This window comes from Paenibacillus sp. FSL H7-0737 (assembly GCF_000758545.1).
Lineage (GTDB): Bacteria > Bacillota > Bacilli > Paenibacillales > Paenibacillaceae > Paenibacillus_AQ.
On record NZ_CP009279.1, the window covers coordinates 1,861,914 to 1,882,142 of the forward strand.

Sequence of the window (20,229 nt, forward strand, 5' to 3'; positions counted from 1 at the left end):
AGTAAATGGAATATTACCCCATTCGTCTCCGTCTAGAGACTGAGTGGAAGTTCCTTCTCTCGCCGCTGTTTATGAGCGCTTCCTTCCTGTAGACTAAGGCTATAAGATTGAAGAAGAGAGCGTTCCACTAATTTAAAGGGGAAATGGAATATGAAAAGAAGGTTCACCAGTCAGATTTTTGGCGGCTTGATCCTGATAGGGATTGGAGCCATGTTTCTACTTAGACAATTGGGTTACACCGATTTCAGCTTAGGTTATTTAATCTCAAATTATTGGCCTGTTATCTTGATCCTCATGGGGATGAAGCGACTCCTGGGTACGGGAGACGAACATCAAAAAGGTGGATCTTCACCTATCGGCGGTTTTTTCTTTCTGGCGATCGGAGTGTTCTTCCTTGGACGAAATTTGGACTGGTTCGATATTTCAGCCGGGGATTTTTTCAAAATGTTCATTCCAATCATGCTTATTGGTGGCGGTCTTTATGTGATCTTTAAACCACGAGGTTCAGTACCACCAGTGCCACCTGCGCCACCGTCACCACCTGATTACTTTCCTCCAGGAAAAAGCTCACTGGATGTGGAGCCGCCAACGCCGCTGGATTCCACGCTTGATGAACAATTCGAGCAGAAATTCGGCAAACCTTCTGGAGAGCGAGACTGGAATATTAATCTTCAAAAAGATGAAGAAGAGGATGAGGACGGAACTGGAGCTTTTAAGTCCACCGCTGAATCACGTTGGCAGGAGAAACAGGAGCGTCATGAGCGCAGACGCCAAGAACGTCATGAGCGTCATGCTAGAAGACATGGGGAATGGCATGAGGAGTTCCATAAGACAGAGAGTAGCAGCAAGGAGTCAACTAATCGCTCTGCTTTTATTGGGGATGTCCACATGGGTCGCGAGCATTTCCAACTGAAGAATACAAATGTCTCGCAGTTTATAGGTGATACTGTACTGGATCTGACGAACGCGCAGATTGCTTATGGAGAAACGAAAATTAATATCTCCGCTTTTATAGGTGACATCAAGGTGTACATTCCGAATGATATGGATCTTGGAATCTCAGTGAACAGTAGTTCATTTATCGGCGATATGGAAGTTTTGGATCAGTCTCGGAGTGGATTTATGAGCAGTGTTCAATGCAAGACGCCTTATTATAAAGAAGCGGGCAAAAAGGTCCGCATTAACGTAAGTGCTTTTATAGGTGACATTAAAGTTAAAACGGTGGGTTAGATGGGAACAATCTTTAGTAATACCAAATGGTTGTTGTTGTTTTACTTTTTGCTCACTGGAGCCGTAAGCGCCGGGTTGATGTATGCAGGCACTTGCCTTGGGTATATCGAAGTAATGGATTATCGCATGTGGCTGTACTTATGTCTGGGGATCGTGTTGTTCACTGTTGTAATCGGCTATATGGCAGGTCAGCGCATTCAGCGCCGGATTGATCATCTGGATCTAAATATGCTGCAGGTGGCAAAAGGGAATCTGTCCGTTCGTATGCCAGAGAGTGATGACCAGTCTTTTGCGAGAGTGTACCATGAATTTAATGTCATGATGGATACGGTTGAGAACAAGATGCAGCTTCTGCAGCGATTGGGTGAACAAGAGGTTATTGAGAAGGAACAGGCAGCGGAGAGTGCGGTGTTGGAGGAAAGAAGGCGTATGGCCCGGGATTTGCATGATACGGTGAGCCAACAGCTTTTTGCCATCCATATGTCGGCTTCTTCGCTGCCTAAAGTGCTGAAGGTTAATGAAGCTCAAGGTCAATTGGTAATGGATCAGTTAATTGCAATGTCACAGATGGCACAAAAGCAGATGAGAGCACTTATTGCACAGTTGCGACCGGTGGAGCTGGAAGGCAGGAATCTTTTCGAAGCACTGGAAAAATGGTTCCCTGATTATTGCCGCCAGAACGGCTTAAAAGGAATGAAGGAGCTTGAGCTGCAAGGAGAATTATCTGAGGCTATTGAACATCAGTTATTCTTGATTATCCAGGAGGCTATGGCGAATATTGTGAAGCATGCTGAAGCTAGACTGGTCAGTTTATCACTGCGTGAAGGGTCAAGACAGGTTGTGCTGAGTATTAGCGACGACGGTCAAGGTTTTGAACATATACAGCAAAAACAGGGATCATACGGTCTTACCACCATGCGCGAACGTGCGGAGAAACTGGGTGGACAAGTGGAGATTATTAGCCGTAAAGGTGCGGGAACGACCATACGCGTACATATCCCTAAGTTTGTGCAAGGGAACTCTGAGTTAGAGGAAAAAAGAGCATTAGGAACAGATACAGAGGACGAGGAGGAATAGAGCATGAGCGTCATAAGAGTGTTGCTCGTGGATGATCATGATATGGTGCGGATGGGTCTTAAAACATATCTGATGCTGGAGCCGACGTTTGAGGTTATAGGTGAGGCAGCAAATGGACAGGAAGCGCTGGAGATGCTGCGTGCTGGTGGACATGAAGGCTTACCCGATCTCGTGCTGATGGATCTGATGATGCCTGTGATGAATGGTGTGGAGACTACTCGTGCAGTGCTATCGGAATTTCCTGGTCTCAAAATCGTTATCTTGACCAGCTTTTTAGAGGATGACCTCGTCGTGGACGCTATAGAGGCTGGAGCAGTCAGCTATGTGCTCAAAACTGTGTCTGCAGAGGAGCTGATCTACGCACTGCAAGGCGCATTTCGAGGTATGCCAGTTATGACTGGTGATGTATCGCAAGCGCTGACACGTGGCATTCGCCAGCGTACCGTGCAAGGTGATTCCTCCGGCTTGACGGAGCGTGAGAAGGAGGTCCTACTGCTCATTGCTGAGGGCAAGACCAATAAGGATATCGGCGAGGAACTACATATCAGCATCAAGACAGTGAAGACGCATGTCAGTAACCTGCTGATGAAATGCGAGCTGGATGATCGAACCCAGTTGGCTATTTATGCTCATCGAAAGGGTTGGGCTCAGGGTTAGGTTTGTTATTCAAGATGATTTGGGGTAGTTTATGGGGGCTTAAAAGTAAGTTATAGGGAAAACTTCCCTTTAAACTTGAGTTTTAGGCTTGTATACAGGATTATAGGGAAATCCTCCGTATAAATTCCTTGTTTTTCTCATAAATAGCTATATTGCTGAGAATTATAGGGAGGTATTCCCTTTAAATCTTGATTTCTTATGGTTTTTGGTTAATTATAGGGAGTTTTTCCCTATAATTATTGATCGTTGTTTGTTCCTTGTTCTTGGACTTCGTTCATGGACGACGTTCTAGGATTTTGTTCTAGGTTGTATGTTGGAAGTTCGGGCCGCGTTGTTTTCCGCGCCCGAGCTTCTTTTTTACTTCCCTGCCTAGGGATTGGGTATCAGAGCGAAAAGTTTACGTCCGCCCTTGAAATCATGTTCCACTCGCAGTGTCAATTCATAGGAACATGATTTCAACAGCGGTGTAGCCTGAAACCCATTCCCGATCAACAGCGTGCGCCTTTTGAACCAAATCCCGTCTATTCGCCTATATCTTTTATCTCCGCTTAAATTGTTTTTAATGTGACCTTAAGGTTTAAAGTACAAAATAAGAAACAAGAAAACAAATTAATCCTTGTCAGGCGACAGGATGCAGGAGGTAAATAAACATGGACGATAACAAAAACAACTTTAATCGAGACAATGGACCAGCACCAGATCGGGATTGGGACAATAATAACCATAATAGCAATAATAATCAGTCATCCGAATCCGGATCATCATACTACTATTCTTATGGACCATTTAAATCATTGAACAAAGATGAAAGTAACGTAGACGGAAGTGCTCAGCATTACAACCGGATGGAGCCGGAGCGGGTCGAGATTACACCTCCACAGCCTGTAAAACAACTTCCATATAACAGTTCATATCGCAGTACAGGCTTTGATGGTAATGGCGGTGGACGTGGAGGAAACGGCGGAGGCGGTTCTGAAGGTGGCGGTGGCTGGCAATTTAATAAAAAGCCAAAAAGCTCAGTGAAAACAATATTTGTTTCCTTCTTAGCGGGTATGGTCGTTCTCTCAGGTTCTATGTTCATGGCAGATCGAGGCAACTGGTTCACAGGAGATGCAGCTTCAACCATTGCGAGCTCAGAATCGAATGGAACGGCGAAGACGACGAATGAGAGTGCTAGTACTACACCTAATACTACCACTACATCATTGGTGAAAGGATCTCGTGATGTGACTGGCGTAGTTGATGCGGTTGGACCAGCAGTCGTCAAGATTGAGACGTTAGTGAAATCTGGTTCGCGTAATGGAAGTTCATCCAGTCCGAACTTAAGTGATCCGTTCTCTCAATTTTTCTTCGGGGATCAATACGGTGGAAGTGGTTCTTCACAAAATGAGCAGGACTCGAAGTCAGGTTCAAATTCTTCATCGCAGCTCATCCCTTATGGAATTGGAACAGGCTTCATTTATGAGAAATCCGGATATATTTTGACCAATCAGCACGTCATTGAAAATGCCGATGTTATCCAAGTTACAGTGGATGGCGTGACCAAACCATACGAAGCGAAATTGCTAGGTTCTAGCAAAGATCTGGATTTGGCAGTACTGAAGATTGAAGGAGATACTGATTTTCCTACAGTTGCTCTGGGAGATTCGGATAGCTTGAAAGTAGGCTCAGAAGTGGTTGCTATCGGTAACCCGCAAGGCTTCGACCATACAGTAACCTCTGGTGTTCTTAGTGCAAAAGGACGCAGCATTGATATTAACGAAGAAGATGGTAGTGGAACACGCAACTACAAAAACCTGCTGCAAACAGATGCTTCTATCAACCCTGGTAACTCCGGTGGTCCGTTGCTCAATATGAATGGACAGGTAATTGGTATGAACGTAGCTGTTAGCACAGATTCCCAAGGTATAGGTTTCGCTATCGCTGTGAATACGATTAAAGAAGTCGTAGATAAACTCGAAGCGAACCAAGCGATTCCAAAAGAACCCGTACCATTCATTGGTGCAACGCTTATGACGATTACAGATGAAGTAGCTAAGCAAATGGGCACGGATATTAAAGAAGGTTCTGTAGTTGCAGACATTATCTTTAAATCGCCAGCGTATGCCGCTGACTTGCGCCCTTACGATATCATTACAGGTGCAAATGGCACAAAATATGCAACAAATCAAGATCTGATCGCTTTCATTCAAACGTTAAAAGTCGGTGACAAAGTAACGCTGAATGTGGTGCGCGATGGTAAAAACATGGATCTTTCCGTAACAATCGGCAACAAGAATGATTTTGATACGACTACTGGGCAAAGTCAGAAGTAATAACACCGGACGGTGAATAACGCGGAAGGGGCAACCCTTCCGTTTTTGTCTAATCATGGTGTGACTGCTACAATATAAATAAATAGAAATGAACAATGGGGGCTGCTTGATGCGACCGAATATTCTTATTATTGATGATGATGAAAAAATTATTTCCATGCTGCGCCGGGGGTTAGCTTTTGAAGGCTACGATGTAAAGACAGCGGTGAATGGAGCGGATGGTTTACGAGCAATCCTAAGCAGCGATCCGGATGTGGTGATTTTGGATGTTATGATGCCTCAGGTAGACGGATTTGAAGTCTGTCGTCGTTTGCGAGAAGGGGGCAGTAATGTACCTGTTCTAATGCTTACGGCCAAGGATGAAATTGAGCATCGTGTGAAAGGGCTTGATCTGGGTGCGGACGATTATCTAGTTAAACCATTTGCGCTGGAAGAGTTACTTGCGCGTGTGCGAGCATTGCTTCGGCGCAAGAGTGAGCAAAGTGGCGGCAGTGAGCAAGCGGTTACTTACGAGGATATTACCTTGGATGTGGATTCACGTGAAGTGACACGCGCCGGCAAGAGACTGGAGCTGACAGCGAAGGAATTTGAGCTGCTGCATCTCTTTATGCAAAATCCGAAACGGGTGCTTTCGCGGGATCTGATCATGGATAAAATATGGGGTTATGATTATAGCGGTGAATCAAATGTACTTGAGGTATACATAGCTATGCTACGTCAAAAGACGGAGGAGCATGGCGGTAAACGCCTCATTCAAACGATCCGGGGTGCCGGTTACATTCTAAGAGGTGACAACTAACATGTCTATAAGATTGCGGCTGACTGCTTGGTATTCAGGGATTTTGGCCGTTATGCTGCTGGCCTTATCAGCCGCAATTTACGGTTTTGTCTATTTTAATACGTATGGGGACTTGAAGGATCGTCTGAAGGTACAATCTGAGCAAACGAAACTTTTATTTAGCGTTGATCGCTACAATGGTGAGCTGAAACTTGGCGGAGTCGGTCCTGAAAACTCCAATTTATATACGCAGATTTATACTTATGGCAGCAAAAGCTTGTCACAATCGACAAATATGATTAACTTTGGCCTACGGTTTGATTATCCTGCTAAAGATAAAATTGCAAAAGGATTTCGTAATGTTGTTGTGGACGGCAATCAGTTTTTGATCTACGAGATGCCTATCGAACTAGAGCATTATAATAATAATCCAGTGGCTGTATTACAAGTCGCTGCCTATGTGAATGAGCAGAATAAGCTATTGGAGCGTTTGAAAAATATATTGCTTGTCGGTTCTTTTGCTACCTTGATCGCGGCATTTACCTTTGGTTTATTCCTGGCACGTAAAGCGATGAGTCCTATTGGGAAAGTGATTGAAGCTGCAAACGGTATCCAGACTGGGACAGACCTAAGCTCCCGTATTGAATATGATGGACCTCCGGACGAAATAGGTCGTTTAATTGAGACTGTCAATAACATGCTTGGGCGGATGGAAGGATTCTACACAGAGTTAGAGGATTCTTATGCAGCTCAGCGTCGATTCGTTTCCGATGCATCACATGAGCTGCGGACTCCACTAACAACCATTCGTGGGAATATCGATCTGTTGCAAAAAGTTTGGGAGATGGAACCGGGCGAAGGGAAGATGAGCGAGGCTGAAATTCGCCAGCTCTCGATGGAATCGGTGAAGGATATCGCGGACGAGTCTAAGCGAATGAGCCGACTTGTAGCAGATATGCTCTCGCTCGCTCGTGCTGATACAGGGCGAACCTTCGAGATAGAGCCGGTGGCACTGGAACCAATGATGACTGAGATCGCGCGTAGGGCATCCTTCCTGCCTCGTCAAGCGGAGTGGGTTACAGGGGATATGTCCGTCTTAAATGGAAAATATGTTGTGGGTAATAAAGATTATTTACAACAAATGTTATTTATTTTTATTGATAATGCTTTTAAATACACGCCTTCTGGTGAGGTAAGTTTAGATACGATTTTCTATCAGAATCAGGTCGGTATTCGGATCACCGATACGGGGATAGGTATGGATAAAGATGAGGTTCCATATATTTTCGACCGTTTCTATCGTGCAGATGAATCACGTGGAATTACTGAAGGAATTGGGCTTGGTTTATCCATTGCTAAATGGATTATTGACGAGCATGGTGGGTCTGTGGAAGTTGTTACACGCCAAGGCGAAGGAACTACTTTTGTGATCTGGTTGCCGCTTCTCTTTGCTCCACCGCTGGAATAGGGTATAATTTAAAGTGTGTCCTATTACAGAAGTCAACGAAAGCAGAAAGTTGGTGAAGTCATGGAAGTCATTAAAATTTCTCCCCGGGGATATTGTTACGGAGTAGTCGATGCTATGGTAATGGCACGGCAGGCTGCGCAAAATCTCGATCTTCCCCGGCCGATTTATATACTGGGCATGATTGTTCATAATAGTCATGTCACGAATTCGTTTGAGGACGATGGCATCATTACCTTGGATGGTCATAACCGTCTGGATATTCTTGATAAAGTAGACAGTGGAACCGTTATATTCACTGCTCACGGAGTTTCACCTGAGGTACGCAAGATGGCTAGGGATAAAGGATTGACTACGGTCGATGCTACCTGTCCTGATGTGACAAAGACGCATGATCTCATTCAGGAGAAAGTCGATGACGGTTATGAGGTTATTTATATCGGCAAGAAAGGCCATCCGGAACCGGAAGGTGCTGTCGGCATTGCGCCAGAGCATGTGCATTTAATTGAAAAAGAAGATGAGATTGCAACTCTATCCATTCCTTCTTCACGGATTGTAATTACGAATCAGACCACTATGAGCCAGTGGGACATTAAGAATATTATGAAAAAGCTTCTAGAGACCTTCCCAGGTGCTGAAGTGCATAATGAGATATGTATGGCTACTCAGGTGCGTCAAGAGGCTGTAGCGGAACAGGCGGGTCAATGCGATCTAGTGATTGTCGTTGGCGATCCACGAAGCAACAACTCTAATCGTCTGGCACAGGTGTCGGAAGAGATCGCAGGTGTGCCTGCTCATCGGATTTCTGATATCTCTGAACTAAACACCGACTGGCTGAAGGGTGTAAATATTGTGGGGGTTACCTCTGGCGCGTCTACACCTACACCAATTACCAAAGAAGTTATTAATTATTTGGAGCAGTACGATTCCGAGAATCCCGAGACATGGGAGATCAAACGTACTGTGAATATGGCGAAATTACTTCCTCCGGTTAAGAATAAGAGCACAAGCACTACTTAATGCGCTGTAAGCGAACTTATATATTTGTGTTATGGCAAAAGCGCGTAACCTCATCTATCGAGGTTACGCGCTTTTCTATTTAGAAAAAGCGGTTTCATCTTATAAATCAGGAAATAGGATTGACGGTAAAGGATTTTTAAAGTAAAATCGCTTTATCGGTTAAAAGCATAAAAGCTTAAAAGCTTAAAAGCTTAAAAGCGAACACGCGTCGTAGTGCGAGTGTATTGAGCGAAATTATTATAAATTTTAAGTGTAGAGAGGAAGTTATTAAAATGATCGTCATTACATCCAATCAAACGCCAGAAGAGCAGGTTAAAGATATTATTGCAGTTATCGAAAAAGAGGGTCTGCAGGTACATCTCTCTAAAGGTGCAGATCACACTGTTATCGGTTTAGTAGGAAGTGTAACTCCTAAGCTTGCAGAGCATTTGCGGCAAATGAAGGGAGTAGAGAACGTCGTAAAGATCTCCAAGTCTTATAAGCTAGCTAGCCGCGATTTCCATCCAGAGGATACCATTATCGATATCAAGGGTGTGAAGATTGGTGGAGAGAATCTGGTGATTATGGGCGGACCATGCGCCGTTGAGTCTCCAGAACAGATTGATGAGATTGCCCGTCTGGTTAAAGCTTCAGGTGCTCAGGTACTGCGTGGAGGCGCGTTTAAGCCGCGTACAGGTCCATACAGCTTCCAAGGTGTAGGTGTAGAAGGTTTGACTATGATGGCTGAAGCAGGAAAGCGTCATGGCCTATTAACCATTACAGAGGTTATGACACCAGAGTATGTGGATATTTGTGCAGAGCATGCTGACATCCTCCAGGTGGGTACACGGAACATGCAGAACTTTGATTTGTTGCGCAAGCTGGGTACTTGTGGAAGACCTGTCCTTCTGAAACGCGGCTTCAGTGCAACCTATGATGAATTGCTCAATGCAGCGGAGTACATTTTGGCAGGCGGAAATAAGGATGTAATGCTCTGTGAGCGTGGTATTCGTACATTTGAGACTTACACACGCAATACGCTGGATCTATCGGCTATTCCGGTTTTACAAAGCTTAAGCCACCTTCCGGTAATCTCTGACCCAAGTCACGGCACTGGACGTCGTGAGTTAGTTGAACCTATGGCTAAAGCTTCGGTTGCAGCTGGTGCAAATGGTCTAATCATCGAAATGCACACAGATCCGGACAATTCTATGACAGGTGACGGTGTTCAATCGTTATTCCCCGAGCAGTTCGATAATCTGCTTAAGGATCTAGAAAAGCTTGCTCCGATTGTTGGACGTAAGTTTTCAACTTCGCCAGAAACCGTTTCGGCGCTATAATTTTTAAGAATTTAACAACCTTGGAAGTCCTCTAAACCCGCGGTACAGCGGGATAGTAGGGCTTCTTTGCTATTGGATAAGTTAGAAATGTTATGAATATTAGCGAAAATAATGGATTTCACGAAAGCGTTAGAATATCTTACATTGCTGAAAGAAATACCTGACATAAGCATTGACGATGTTAGGTATGAGATTTATAATGACGACAGCAAATAAAAATGAAACAAGAACATTTGCATACTGTGAGGGGCTTAATGTTCGGAACTTGGGGGAGGAAAAATTCATGTCGGTTGAAAAAGTGTTGCAAACAATTAAAGAAAACAATATCGAGTGGGTAGATTTTCGATTCGTAGATTTAGGTGGCCGTGCTCACCACATTTCTCTGCCTGCTTCTGAAGTGGAAGATGAAACTTTTGTAAATGGGGTAGCATTCGACGGTTCTTCCATCAAAGGATTCCGTGGTATTGAAGAATCAGACATGGTTATGATGCCTGATCCGAACAGTGTGTTCATTGATCCGTTTACAGCTCATCCAACGCTGAACGTTATGTGCGACATTTTCACTCCTGATGGTGAACGCTATGAGCGCGATCCTCGCGGTATTGCTGTGAAAGCAGAAGAATTCCTTCAGAAGAGCGGAGTTGGAACATCAGCATTCTTCGCACCTGAGTCTGAATTCTTTATCTTTGATGATGTTCGTTACGAGAGTGGTATGAACAGCTCCTCATTCTTCGTAGACTCTGAAGAAGCGGCTTGGAATACGGGTCGTAAAGAAGAAGGCGGCAATCTTGCATTTAAAGTTGGCGTTAAAGGTGGATATGTACCTGTAGCACCTGTGGATTCCCAACAGGATATCCGTAGTGAAATGTGTCGTCTGCTTGCTGAAGTGGGACTGCGCATTGAGCGTCATCACCACGAAGTAGCAACTGCAGGCCAAGCGGAAATTAACTTCCGTTTTGATACCTTAAAGAAAACTGCTGATAATCTCATGACTTATAAATATATTGTACAAAACACTGCACGTCAGTACGGCAAAGTAGCAACCTTCATGCCAAAACCACTGTTTGGCGATAATGGTAGCGGAATGCACGTACACCAATCGATCTTTGACGGAGACACTCCTTTGTTTTACGAAAAAGGCGCTTATGCTAACTTGAGCGAAATGGCTCTTCACTATATCGGCGGTATTTTGTACCATGCACCAGCCTTGATCGCTTTGACTAACCCAAGCACCAACTCATTTAAACGTTTGGTTCCTGGTTACGAAGCACCGGTCAACTTGGTATACTCCAAAGGAAATCGTTCTGCAGCAGTTCGTATTCCAGTAGCGGCTGTGACACCGAAGGGCTGTCGTATCGAGTTCCGTACACCGGACTCCACCGCTAACCCTTACTTGGCATTCTCCGCAATGCTGATGGCAGGTCTGGACGGAATTAAGAACAAGATCAACCCACAAGAACTGGGTTACGGTCCTCTGGATAAGAACATCTACGAATTGTCCGATGCAGACAAAGAAAAGATCCGCAGCGTTCCAGGTAGCCTGAGCGAAGCACTTGATTCTTTGGAAGCTGATTACGAGTTCCTTACAGAAGGCGACGTATTTACTAAGGACTTCATTGATAACTATATTGCTCTGAAACGTTCCGAGGCTCAAGAGGTTGCGATTCGTGTTCATCCACATGAATATTCTCTGTACTTCGACCTGTAAGATTGCTCAAATCATATAAAGCTTTAACCAATAAAGGTGTTCCTAAGTCATGGAAATGACTTAGGAACACCTTTTGTATTGATCCTAACAAAAATGAGGATATCTTTGGCCATTGATATGGCTAAGGATATCCTCATTTTAGCTTCTATAGTTTAATATTCTGCCCTGTAGTTCCGCTTTAATTAAGTAGAGGTATCACTTGGGGATCTATACTAAACCCCGCTCAGGAGCTCCGCAGGATTCTCTTATGATGAGCTCTGGCTCGACGCTGAAAGAGCTCGTGCCTGATTGATTGTTTATTAGATCATACAGCATTAACGCGGCTAGACGACCAATCTTATCTTTATTTTGTTTAATCGTAGTCAAGAGTGGTGTTGTGTAATTGCAGGCTTCGATATCGTCACAGCCAATAATCGCGACGGTTCCAGGAACAGCAATAGCAGATTCCTTTAGGGCACGCATAGCCCCAATAGCTAACTGATCAGAAGCCGCGAAGATCGCTCTGGGCAAGTTTCCATTCGAAATCATTCTACGCATGGTTTCATAACCGCTGGCTTCAAAGAAGTTGCTGCCGTTTAAGAACCAGTTTTCGTTGATCGGTAGACCTAAATCTTCAAGCGCTTTGCGGAAACCACTTTCACGTATATTGGAGATTTCTGACTCAGAGGAGCTGCCGATATAACCAAGTTCTCGATAGCCTAATAAGTAAAAGTGTTCGACTACCTTGGTAGACAACTTAAAATTATCAGACATGATATAACCCGAATTGTCGCCTGATAGCTTTAAATCTACGCCGATGCATGGGATAGAACTATTATCCAATTCGCTGATGGAGGTTTCTAGCTCTTGTCCGGTAATAAGTAGGCAGCCATCCACATTAAAATGCAAACAACGGGCAAGATAATCATTGGTATCGCCACTTTGGAATTTTTCGTTAGAGAAAAAGATCAGATCGTAACCTAGCAGTCCCATTTGTTTTTTGAAGGAATTTAGAACTTCGATGAAAAAAGGGTGGGTAAAGTCAACGTTCAGCATTCCTGCAAAAATAACTCCAATTAGATTCGATGATTTTGTAGCTAATGTTTTTGCTGAATTGGAGGGAGTATATCCAGTTTCCTTTATGATTTGTTGTACCCTAGTCTTGGTGTCTTCCGAAATGTCGCTGTAGTTATTTATGATTTTAGATACTGTCGAAACAGAAACTCCAGCTATTTTCGCTATGTCTTTAATGTTATAGGCCAACTTTAGTCCTCCTTATGATGCGAAATACTCCGTAATCTATGATAAAAGTATCGTTGAGTTAAACTTTTTATGGATTTCAAATATGAATTACGAAACGTTTTCGTAAATGATTTTATAATTATATAGGTAGATAGTCAATGGGATGTTTGGCGTTCAAGCAGATATATCCTTTATTTTAAAGGGTTTTGGAGAATTTCAGTTCAAGAATAGTTCAAAGATAAAGAATAAAAAAGACTTTACAAAGATAAATAACGATGTAATAATAAAAACAACGAAACCGCTTTCTGTATTATAATCGCTAAAGTTTCGTAATTTCAATAATTAAGATGGTGTTTCGTTAAGAGGTCATACAAATCATCTGGGGGGTAACAAAAATGGTAAAGAAGCTTTCTGCGGTATTGTTGAGCTCAGCGCTAGTGCTCTCATTAGCAGCATGTGGAAGCGGCAACAACACAAATGGTGAGGCTACTTCGGGCAATGGAACAAGCAAGCCCGCAAATGGTGAGAAAAAGGTTATTAAAATCTTGCACTGGAAACAAGAAAACATTAACAAGGTTATTACAGACATTAATAAGAAGTTTGAAGAGAAATATCCAGAATACAAGATTGAGTACACGACGACAGGTCCGGACGATGAATTTAAACAAGCACAAAGAGCAAGAATTACAGCTGGTGACGTAGACGTCCTTGCTGATTTGTCCGGTATGAGATTGTCTCCGAAAGATTGGACACCAGGTGCGAAAGTGCCAGACTGGCAACAATGGATTGATTCCGGTTTGATTGCTGATCTGAGCAACGAAGCTTTCGTTAAAAACTACAATGCGAATGATATTGCCAAAGCGGGTACTTACAACGATAAAGTGTATGCGATCCCAACCGGTAAAGTAGCAATGTCAGGTTTCTTCTATAATAAAGAAATTTTTGAACAAAACGGTTTGACTGTTCCAACAACATGGACAGAGTTCATCAGTGTTCTAGATACTTTGAAATCCAAGAGCATTGTGCCAATCGTAGTGGCTGGTAAAGACGTATGGCCTTTGAAACTGCCAGTGTTCGGCTTGCAAGCTAAGATTCTAGGCGGCGGCGACCAACAAAAATGGATTGAAGGCGTTTGGAAAGGCACTTCGGCGTTCAACGATGCTGAGGCTGTAGAAGTTTTGGATAAAATGAAGACCCTTCAAGATAACTACATCATCGATGGTTTCTTGGGTATTGACTATGCAACAGCACCTTCGTACTTCGCAACAGGTAAAGCAGCTATGATTGCTGACGGAACTTGGGATGCACCTACAATCGCTGCGGCAAATCCTGATGTGAAATTCGGATACTTCCCAATCCCTGCTACTGAAGATGCTGCTAAGAACGCTTCTCTTGTCGGCAAATACGATGTAACTTGGTATGCAGCAGAAAAAGGTCCGAACAAAGAAGGCGCATTGAAATGGTTGGAATTCTTCTCTGAACCAGAAAATTACACGGAATATGTTAAGGCTGCCGGATTCGTGCCAACACAAGATAACATCGCAACTGGCAGTGACTTCATTGATAACGAACTTGCCCAATACATGGCAGAAGACTTTGAACTTGCTTATGAAATCATTATGATTAACCGCGACAATGTAGGCGAGCACATTGCTGCTGAAGGCGTTCACACTGAATACTTGGCACCAGGCGGCGAATTCAAAACCGCTAAAGAACTTGCAGATGTACAACAAAAAGAATGGGAAGCAGCAGCTCCTAAATAAGCTGTTATCCTAATAAACAGACATCTACAACATACTGTGCACCATCATGTACTACAACATCGGGGTCTGTTCGTACAGACCCCGATCATTTTATTGAATTAGGATTGGGTAGGTGAGAGAAATGTATCCGTTCGGAAAAGGTATAAAAAGATATTTACCGCTTCTGCTGCTTATGATTCCATTATCGTTGTACGTTATTTTTTATTTTGGACCCTCTATGATGACGGTCATTTATTCATTTACAGATATTACTAACGTTCCAGGAAGCAAATTGAATTTCGTAGGCCTTGACAATTATTACAGTGTTTTTAACTCCGGAAATTCAGGCGAACGATGGGATTCCATTATACGAACAGTTTATTTCATGGTCATTGTTACAATCGTACAAAACGGTGTCGGTCTCCTTATGGCCGTAGTGATTAATCAGAAGCTGAAAGGCGATTATTTTTATCGCGCAGTTTTCTTTTTGCCGGTTGTGCTCGGTGTATCGGTAGTTGCACTGGTATGGGGCTTGATGTTCGATCCGCTAAGTGGTCCCGTAAATCAACTGTATGATTCGTTGTTCGGTTATAAAGATATGTTCTTTGGAAGCTTCACCCATGCGTTTGGTTATATAATATTCACGCAAATTTGGATGTACATGGGTTACTCCATGCTGATTTTCCTTGCAGGTCTTCAATCCGTTCCGAAAGATCTGTATGAAGCTGGATATATTGATGGTACCACGAAGTGGCAATCTTTTAAGAACATTACGTTCCCACTTATTGCTCCATCGTTCACCATTAATATTATTTTGTCCATTATCGGTGCGATGTCGACCTTTGATATTATTCTCGCAACTACGGACGGTCGCTTTAACACAAGAACGATGGCTTATGACGTGTATAAAGAGACGTTCCGTGGTTCTCTACAGATGGGACTTCCATCCGCGCTTTCTGTGGTGCAGTTCCTTATGATTCTGGTCTTCGTTGTATTTGCAGTTAAACAAATGCGTAAGAGAGAGGTGGAGTATTAATGAAAGATTCCAAAACCGCCAAAACTCTCTCCTATATTCTGATTGCAGTATTGCTTGTTTTGTATATCATGCCACTATTGTTTGTAATAAACATTTCATTCAAGTCTTTTTCGGACTATTTGCTAGACCCGATCGGACTTGTGAAAAGTATTCAATGGGATAATTACAAGGAAGCTTGGTTAAAAGGTAATTTCTCTAATTATTTCATTAACAGTTTGCTGTACACAGTTGTAGCAACAGTGCTAACACTAATCGTATCGTTATTCGGAGCTTTCCCGGTGGCGAGAAATTATGTGAAGTGGAGCGGGTTTATTTATTTATTCTTCTTGATGTCACAGTTCTTGCCTAACCCTATGGTTGCACAGTTCAAATTGATGCTTACCTTGAAACAAGAGCTTGGATTCGTGGGCTATGATACGAAGCTGGGTTATATTCTCCTAAAAACAGGAGGAACAGGGATCGTCTTCATGATGTTCGTAGGTTATATTAAAGGGATCAGCCGTGAGATGGATGAAGCTGCAGGTATGGATGGTGCTGGGTATATGCGGTATTTATTCCAGATCATTATGCCACTGATGAAACCTGTTATCGCAACAGGTGTTATCCTGACGGCGATTACCATTTGGAATGACTTTGTAGGTCCAATCATGTATTTGCCAAGTCCGGAACATTATCCAATTACCTTCGGGCTTAAAGAATTCCGCGGTCAATACGGAAACAACTGGCCTATGTTGGCGTGCGGTATCATGATCGTATCCGCACCACTTATCGTCCTGTACACCTTCATTCAAAAGTATATCGTTGACGGTGCATTGGCAGGTGCGGTTAAAGCTTAAGTAGATGTGTAAATGAGAGGATGGGGACAATGGACCGCAAAAAAATTCAAGGCTTTGAATTCACCGGAAAGGACGGGGAGTTCAAGCTTCAGCAACCGGATCATAGTAGTTTCTTATACTTCCCTCTAGTAAATGAGGGGGGAATGATGTCGACTGTAACCCCGAAGCTTCATGGTCAGGCGACAACAGGTCATAATACATTTTTAACACCGCCATTATCTGTTGAAGATTTGCATAATTCACGCGCCTCGCGTAATTTCTGGGTTTACGTCGATGGCAAAGGTGCTTGGTCTGCAGCTGGAAACTCTGCTAAGCAAAATGCAGCGTTCTACACCCCATCTGCTGATGATGCAGTACTTGAGGCTGGATTTCTATGGCATCGTGTGACTCGCAGCAACTCTGAGATGGGTGTCAAAGCTGAGATTACCAGCTTCGTACCTAGCGGTAACGACAAGGTAGAACTTATGAAAGTTACGTTGACGAATACGGGAACAGAGGAGCTTACTCTTACGCCAACGGCGGTAGTTCCCTTGTATGCCCGTTCCGCAGATGATCTGCGCGATCACAGACATGTAACTTCACTGCTGAACCGGATTTACACCTCAGCTTATGGTGTTGAGGTTCAACCTGCACTATCTTTCGATGAGCGTGGTCATCGCATTAATCACACTTCTTACGGTGTATTTGGTGCAGAAGGTGATGGCAGTCAGCCTGATGGTTTCTTCCCGATTCAAGAAGAATTTATCGGTGAAGGTGGAAGTCTTGACTGGCCAGAAGCTGTTATTCTGAATGCTACGCCAGAGATTGGTAAAGGTGGAGGAGTGGATAGAGAGGGTTATGAAGCCGTTGGTGGTCTTCGTTTTGCTTCAATTACCTTGTCTTCTGGTGCAAGCCATTCTTATGTCGTAGTTATGGCAATTGATAGTGATAGAATTAACGTTGAAGCGTTGATGAGTAAATATGGTACATCTGAAGCTTTTGATCATCTGCTAGAGGAAACTAAAATGTTCTGGGCAGACAAAGTGAATATGGTTGAATTTCATACCGGCGACTCGGATGCAGATCAATGGATGAAATGGGTAACCATCCAACCAGTCCTTAGAAGACTGTATGGTAACTCCTTCTTACCGTATCATGATTATGGAAGAGGCGGACGTGGCTGGCGAGATCTTTGGCAAGACTGTCTGGCACTGCTCATTATGGAGCCTGCCGAAGTTCGTAGCCTACTCTTCAACAATTACGCTGGTGTGAGAATTGATGGCAGTAACGCAACCATTATCGGTCAACAGCCAGGTGAATTTATCGCTGACCGTAACAATATCCCTCGTGTATGGATGGATCATGGGGCATGGCCATTTTTAACAACGATGCTCTATCTGGATCAGAGTGGTGATCTTGATTTCTTGTTGCAAGAACAGACTTATTTCCGGGATACTTTTATGAGTCGTTGTAAGGAACGTGACACTTCATGGAATACCTCTGTAGGCAGTGATCTTAGAACAGTTTCTGGGGAAATCTACAAAGGTACAATTCTGGAACACATTTTACTGCAAAATCTAGTTCCGTTCTTTAATGTAGGAGAACATAATAATATCCTGCTCGAAGGCGCGGACTGGAATGATGGCCTTGATATGGGGGCGGATCGCGGAGAGAGTGTAGCATTTACATCTTTCTATGCTAGCAATCTATTGGATATTTCCCGGGTCCTACGTAACCTTAAGACTTCTAAAGGTCAGGAAACTGTTGAATTAGCCGAAGAAATGCAGCTACTGCTGGATACCCTTAACGAGTCTGTGGATTATGGTTCTGTATCAGGTAAACATGAGAGATTGGATCGATATTATGCTGCCGCACCAAATAAGGTGAGTGGAGTTCGTGTATCTCTCGATATTGATAAAGTAGCTGACGATCTGGAACAAAAAGCGGAATGGTTATTTAACCATTTGCGTAGCAACGAGTGGGTACAGAGTGAGAATGGCGATGGCTGGTTTAATGGTTATTATAATAACGATGGTGAACAGGTAGAGGGTGAATTTTCTGAAGGCGTTCGTATGACGCTTACGGGCCAAGTGTTCCCGCTTATGGGTCATGCAGCGGCTCCGGAGCAAATTCCACACATTATAGCTGCTGTAGATCGTAATCTATTTGATGATAAGATTGGATACAGGCTTAATTCACGTTTCGGTGGGATTCAGCAAAATCTGGGTCGTGCTTTTGGTTTTGCTTTTGGCCATAAAGAAAATGGGGCCATGTTCAGTCACATGACCATCATGTACGGAAATGCGTTGTACAAACGTGGTTATGTAAAAGAAGGTCATAAGGTCCTCGAATCTCTTTACAGCTTGAGTACGGATTTCGAAAAAGCTCGTATCTACCCAGGTATTCCTGAATATATTAACGAGCAAGGCAGAGGGATGTACACGTATCTAACAGGCTCCGCAAGCTGGCTCTTGCTAACCATGGTCACTGAAGTATTTGGTGTGAAGGGCAAGCTGGGAGATCTATTGTTAGAACCTAAATTAGTAAAAGAACAATTTGATTCCGAGGGTAAAGCATCAATTAAGACGATCTTTGCAGATCGTGAGTTTGAAGTGGTCTATAAAGCCACTGGAAGCTTTAACTACGGAGAGTACCAAATACACTCCGTTACGTTGAACGGCAGCGAGGTGACGCTGCAGCGCGGCTCAGGAAGTGCGATTATTCCACGTGAGGAGCTACTTGCTCTGCAGACAGAGAAGCTTCACGTGATTGAAGTGACTCTGGCGTAATCTTAACTAGAATTTTTATAAACGTCTGCACCGTTATGAATAGCGGCTGCAGACGTTTTTTTGAAAATTATAAAAACTAAGGTTCTTCATAAATGATATAATGGGGCTAATTTACTTATTTGTTGAATGATTGAAAGGGGTTTGTGTAGGATGGGTTACAGGCTGTCAAATGGCGTATTATCTGTGGATATCGCTGATATTGGAGAAGATTATAAAGGGACTCGTTTTGACTGGACGGGGTTTATCACACAGGTTACGTTAGAAAAGGGTAACCATACGTTTTGTGTGCCAGAGAGCTTGAAGGAAGGCGAGGGTACTGGCGGAAGTGGACTATGCAACGAGTTTGGCATTTCCCGGGCAATTGGGTATGATGAAGCGCCGATCGGAGGCTGGTTTCCAAAGCCCGGAATCGGATTGTTACAAAAGCTGGATTCGCAGAGCTATAGCTTTCATAATAAATATCCACTAACCCCCTTTGCTGTTGATATGGAGGTTAGGGATGATTCGATTACATATACTGTCCAGCCGATGGAAAGTAATGGATACGCGATGCTTTTGACCAAAACGATCTCTATAAAGGACGACCAATTGAAAATTGCATATGAATTGCATAACAAGGGGGATAAGCCAATCCTAACCGAGGAGTACATCCACAATTTCGTAGGAATTGATGGTTTGAATATAGGTTCGGATTTTGAGTTGCGCCTCTCGAATGGGCTCAAAGTAGTAGAACCAGAATCTCAATACACGAATAATTTGCTAGAGGTATCTGGTAATACCCTTACTTGGTCAGAAGAGCCAGATCGGTCATTTTACTGCAAGCTGAGTGGCTGGGGAGGCCCAGAGGCTGAGTTCAATTGGGAGTTGGTTCATAAGCCTAGTGGAACAGGAGTACGCGAGAGCGGAGATTTCCCAGTAGCACGAATGGCGCTATGGGGAGAACGCCATGTGGTCTCACCTGAAGTTTTTGTGAACATTAGTCTTTTACCGCATGAAAGCAAGTCCTGGAGCCGAACTTATCATTTTTTCACGTCATGATAAGCAGTAATCAAAGCTT

15 protein-coding genes are annotated in these 20,229 nt (G+C 43.5%); 14 read left to right on the forward strand and 1 reads right to left on the reverse strand.

The window, feature by feature from the left end; translation table 11 throughout:
* The first annotated feature begins 150 nt into the window (after window positions 1–150).
* The 9 genes from liaF (at window position 151) to glnA (ending at window position 11,569) form a co-directional block, all read left to right on the forward strand.
* Window positions 151–1,230 (forward strand): cell wall-active antibiotics response protein LiaF, encoded by a 1,080-nt coding sequence (gene liaF, locus H70737_RS08065; RefSeq protein WP_042186218.1) that lies wholly within the window; start codon window positions 151–153, stop codon window positions 1,228–1,230.
* Window positions 1,231–2,307, forward strand: a complete 1,077-nt coding sequence (locus H70737_RS08070; RefSeq protein WP_042186220.1) for a HAMP domain-containing sensor histidine kinase — start codon at window positions 1,231–1,233, stop codon at window positions 2,305–2,307.
* 3 nt (window positions 2,308–2,310) lie between these two features.
* Window positions 2,311–2,964 (forward strand): response regulator, encoded by a 654-nt coding sequence (locus H70737_RS08075; RefSeq protein ID WP_042186223.1) that lies wholly within the window; start codon window positions 2,311–2,313, stop codon window positions 2,962–2,964.
* Window positions 2,965–3,614: 650 nt separating this feature from the next.
* A complete protein-coding gene (locus H70737_RS08080) occupies window positions 3,615–5,279 on the forward strand; it encodes a S1C family serine protease (protein WP_042186226.1) in 1,665 nt (554 codons plus the stop codon).
* Between the two features lie 109 nt (window positions 5,280–5,388).
* Window positions 5,389–6,078, forward strand: a complete 690-nt coding sequence (locus H70737_RS08085) for a response regulator transcription factor (RefSeq protein WP_042125657.1) — start codon at window positions 5,389–5,391, stop codon at window positions 6,076–6,078.
* Window position 6,079: 1 nt separating this feature from the next.
* Window positions 6,080–7,525 carry a sensor histidine kinase gene (locus H70737_RS08090; RefSeq protein WP_042186227.1) on the forward strand — a complete coding sequence of 482 codons (1,446 nt, stop codon included), beginning with the start codon at window positions 6,080–6,082 and terminating at the stop codon, window positions 7,523–7,525.
* 60 nt (window positions 7,526–7,585) lie between these two features.
* Window positions 7,586–8,542 carry a 4-hydroxy-3-methylbut-2-enyl diphosphate reductase gene (locus H70737_RS08095; RefSeq protein WP_042186228.1) on the forward strand — a complete coding sequence of 319 codons (957 nt, stop codon included), beginning with the start codon at window positions 7,586–7,588 and terminating at the stop codon, window positions 8,540–8,542.
* Between the two features lie 272 nt (window positions 8,543–8,814).
* On the forward strand, window positions 8,815–9,861 hold the full coding sequence (aroF, locus tag H70737_RS08100; protein ID WP_042186231.1) for a 3-deoxy-7-phosphoheptulonate synthase: 1,047 nt from the start codon (window positions 8,815–8,817) through the stop codon (window positions 9,859–9,861).
* Window positions 9,862–10,144: 283 nt separating this feature from the next.
* Window positions 10,145–11,569, forward strand: a complete 1,425-nt coding sequence (glnA, locus tag H70737_RS08105) for a type I glutamate--ammonia ligase (protein ID WP_042186233.1) — start codon at window positions 10,145–10,147, stop codon at window positions 11,567–11,569.
* A gap of 207 nt (window positions 11,570–11,776) precedes the next feature.
* On the opposite strand, the gene H70737_RS08110 is transcribed toward glnA, so the two are convergent.
* A complete protein-coding gene (locus H70737_RS08110) occupies window positions 11,777–12,811 on the reverse strand; it encodes a LacI family DNA-binding transcriptional regulator (RefSeq protein ID WP_042186234.1) in 1,035 nt (344 codons plus the stop codon).
* A gap of 374 nt (window positions 12,812–13,185) precedes the next feature.
* On the opposite strand from H70737_RS08110, the gene H70737_RS08115 reads away from it, so the two are divergent.
* The 5 genes from H70737_RS08115 to H70737_RS08135 all read left to right on the forward strand — a co-directional run bounded on the left by H70737_RS08115 (window position 13,186) and on the right by H70737_RS08135 (window position 20,210).
* Window positions 13,186–14,553: an ABC transporter substrate-binding protein gene (locus H70737_RS08115; protein WP_042186235.1), complete on the forward strand. Its 1,368-nt coding sequence runs from the start codon at window positions 13,186–13,188 to the stop codon at window positions 14,551–14,553.
* 121 nt (window positions 14,554–14,674) lie between these two features.
* A complete protein-coding gene (locus tag H70737_RS08120) occupies window positions 14,675–15,568 on the forward strand; it encodes a carbohydrate ABC transporter permease (RefSeq protein WP_042186236.1) in 894 nt (297 codons plus the stop codon).
* A complete protein-coding gene (locus H70737_RS08125; RefSeq protein ID WP_042186238.1) occupies window positions 15,568–16,404 on the forward strand; it encodes a carbohydrate ABC transporter permease in 837 nt (278 codons plus the stop codon). Before H70737_RS08120 ends, H70737_RS08125 begins: the two co-directional genes overlap by 1 nt.
* A 29-nt stretch (window positions 16,405–16,433) precedes the next feature.
* A complete protein-coding gene (locus H70737_RS08130) occupies window positions 16,434–19,172 on the forward strand; it encodes a GH36-type glycosyl hydrolase domain-containing protein (RefSeq protein WP_042186240.1) in 2,739 nt (912 codons plus the stop codon).
* A 150-nt stretch (window positions 19,173–19,322) separates the two neighbouring features.
* Entirely contained in the window at window positions 19,323–20,210 is an 888-nt protein-coding gene (locus H70737_RS08135; protein WP_042186242.1) for an aldose epimerase family protein, read from the forward strand.
* Window positions 20,211–20,229 lie beyond the last annotated feature (19 nt).

What these genes read in the sequence shown, in the direction of transcription:
- liaF (WP_042186218.1), top strand. Translation starts at nt 151, where the DNA reads ATGAAAAGAAGGTTCACCAGTCAGATTTTTGGCGGCTTGATCCTGATA.
- H70737_RS08070 (WP_042186220.1), top strand. Translation starts at nt 1,231, where the DNA reads ATGGGAACAATCTTTAGTAATACCAAATGGTTGTTGTTGTTTTACTTT.
- H70737_RS08075 (WP_042186223.1), top strand. Translation starts at nt 2,311, where the DNA reads ATGAGCGTCATAAGAGTGTTGCTCGTGGATGATCATGATATGGTGCGG.
- H70737_RS08080 (WP_042186226.1), top strand. Translation starts at nt 3,615, where the DNA reads ATGGACGATAACAAAAACAACTTTAATCGAGACAATGGACCAGCACCA.
- H70737_RS08085 (WP_042125657.1), top strand. Translation starts at nt 5,389, where the DNA reads ATGCGACCGAATATTCTTATTATTGATGATGATGAAAAAATTATTTCC.
- H70737_RS08090 (WP_042186227.1), top strand. Translation starts at nt 6,080, where the DNA reads ATGTCTATAAGATTGCGGCTGACTGCTTGGTATTCAGGGATTTTGGCC.
- H70737_RS08095 (WP_042186228.1), top strand. Translation starts at nt 7,586, where the DNA reads ATGGAAGTCATTAAAATTTCTCCCCGGGGATATTGTTACGGAGTAGTC.
- aroF (WP_042186231.1), top strand. Translation starts at nt 8,815, where the DNA reads ATGATCGTCATTACATCCAATCAAACGCCAGAAGAGCAGGTTAAAGAT.
- glnA (WP_042186233.1), top strand. Translation starts at nt 10,145, where the DNA reads ATGTCGGTTGAAAAAGTGTTGCAAACAATTAAAGAAAACAATATCGAG.
- H70737_RS08115 (WP_042186235.1), top strand. Translation starts at nt 13,186, where the DNA reads ATGGTAAAGAAGCTTTCTGCGGTATTGTTGAGCTCAGCGCTAGTGCTC.
- H70737_RS08120 (WP_042186236.1), top strand. Translation starts at nt 14,675, where the DNA reads ATGTATCCGTTCGGAAAAGGTATAAAAAGATATTTACCGCTTCTGCTG.
- H70737_RS08125 (WP_042186238.1), top strand. Translation starts at nt 15,568, where the DNA reads ATGAAAGATTCCAAAACCGCCAAAACTCTCTCCTATATTCTGATTGCA.
- H70737_RS08130 (WP_042186240.1), top strand. Translation starts at nt 16,434, where the DNA reads ATGGACCGCAAAAAAATTCAAGGCTTTGAATTCACCGGAAAGGACGGG.
- H70737_RS08135 (WP_042186242.1), top strand. Translation starts at nt 19,323, where the DNA reads ATGGGTTACAGGCTGTCAAATGGCGTATTATCTGTGGATATCGCTGAT.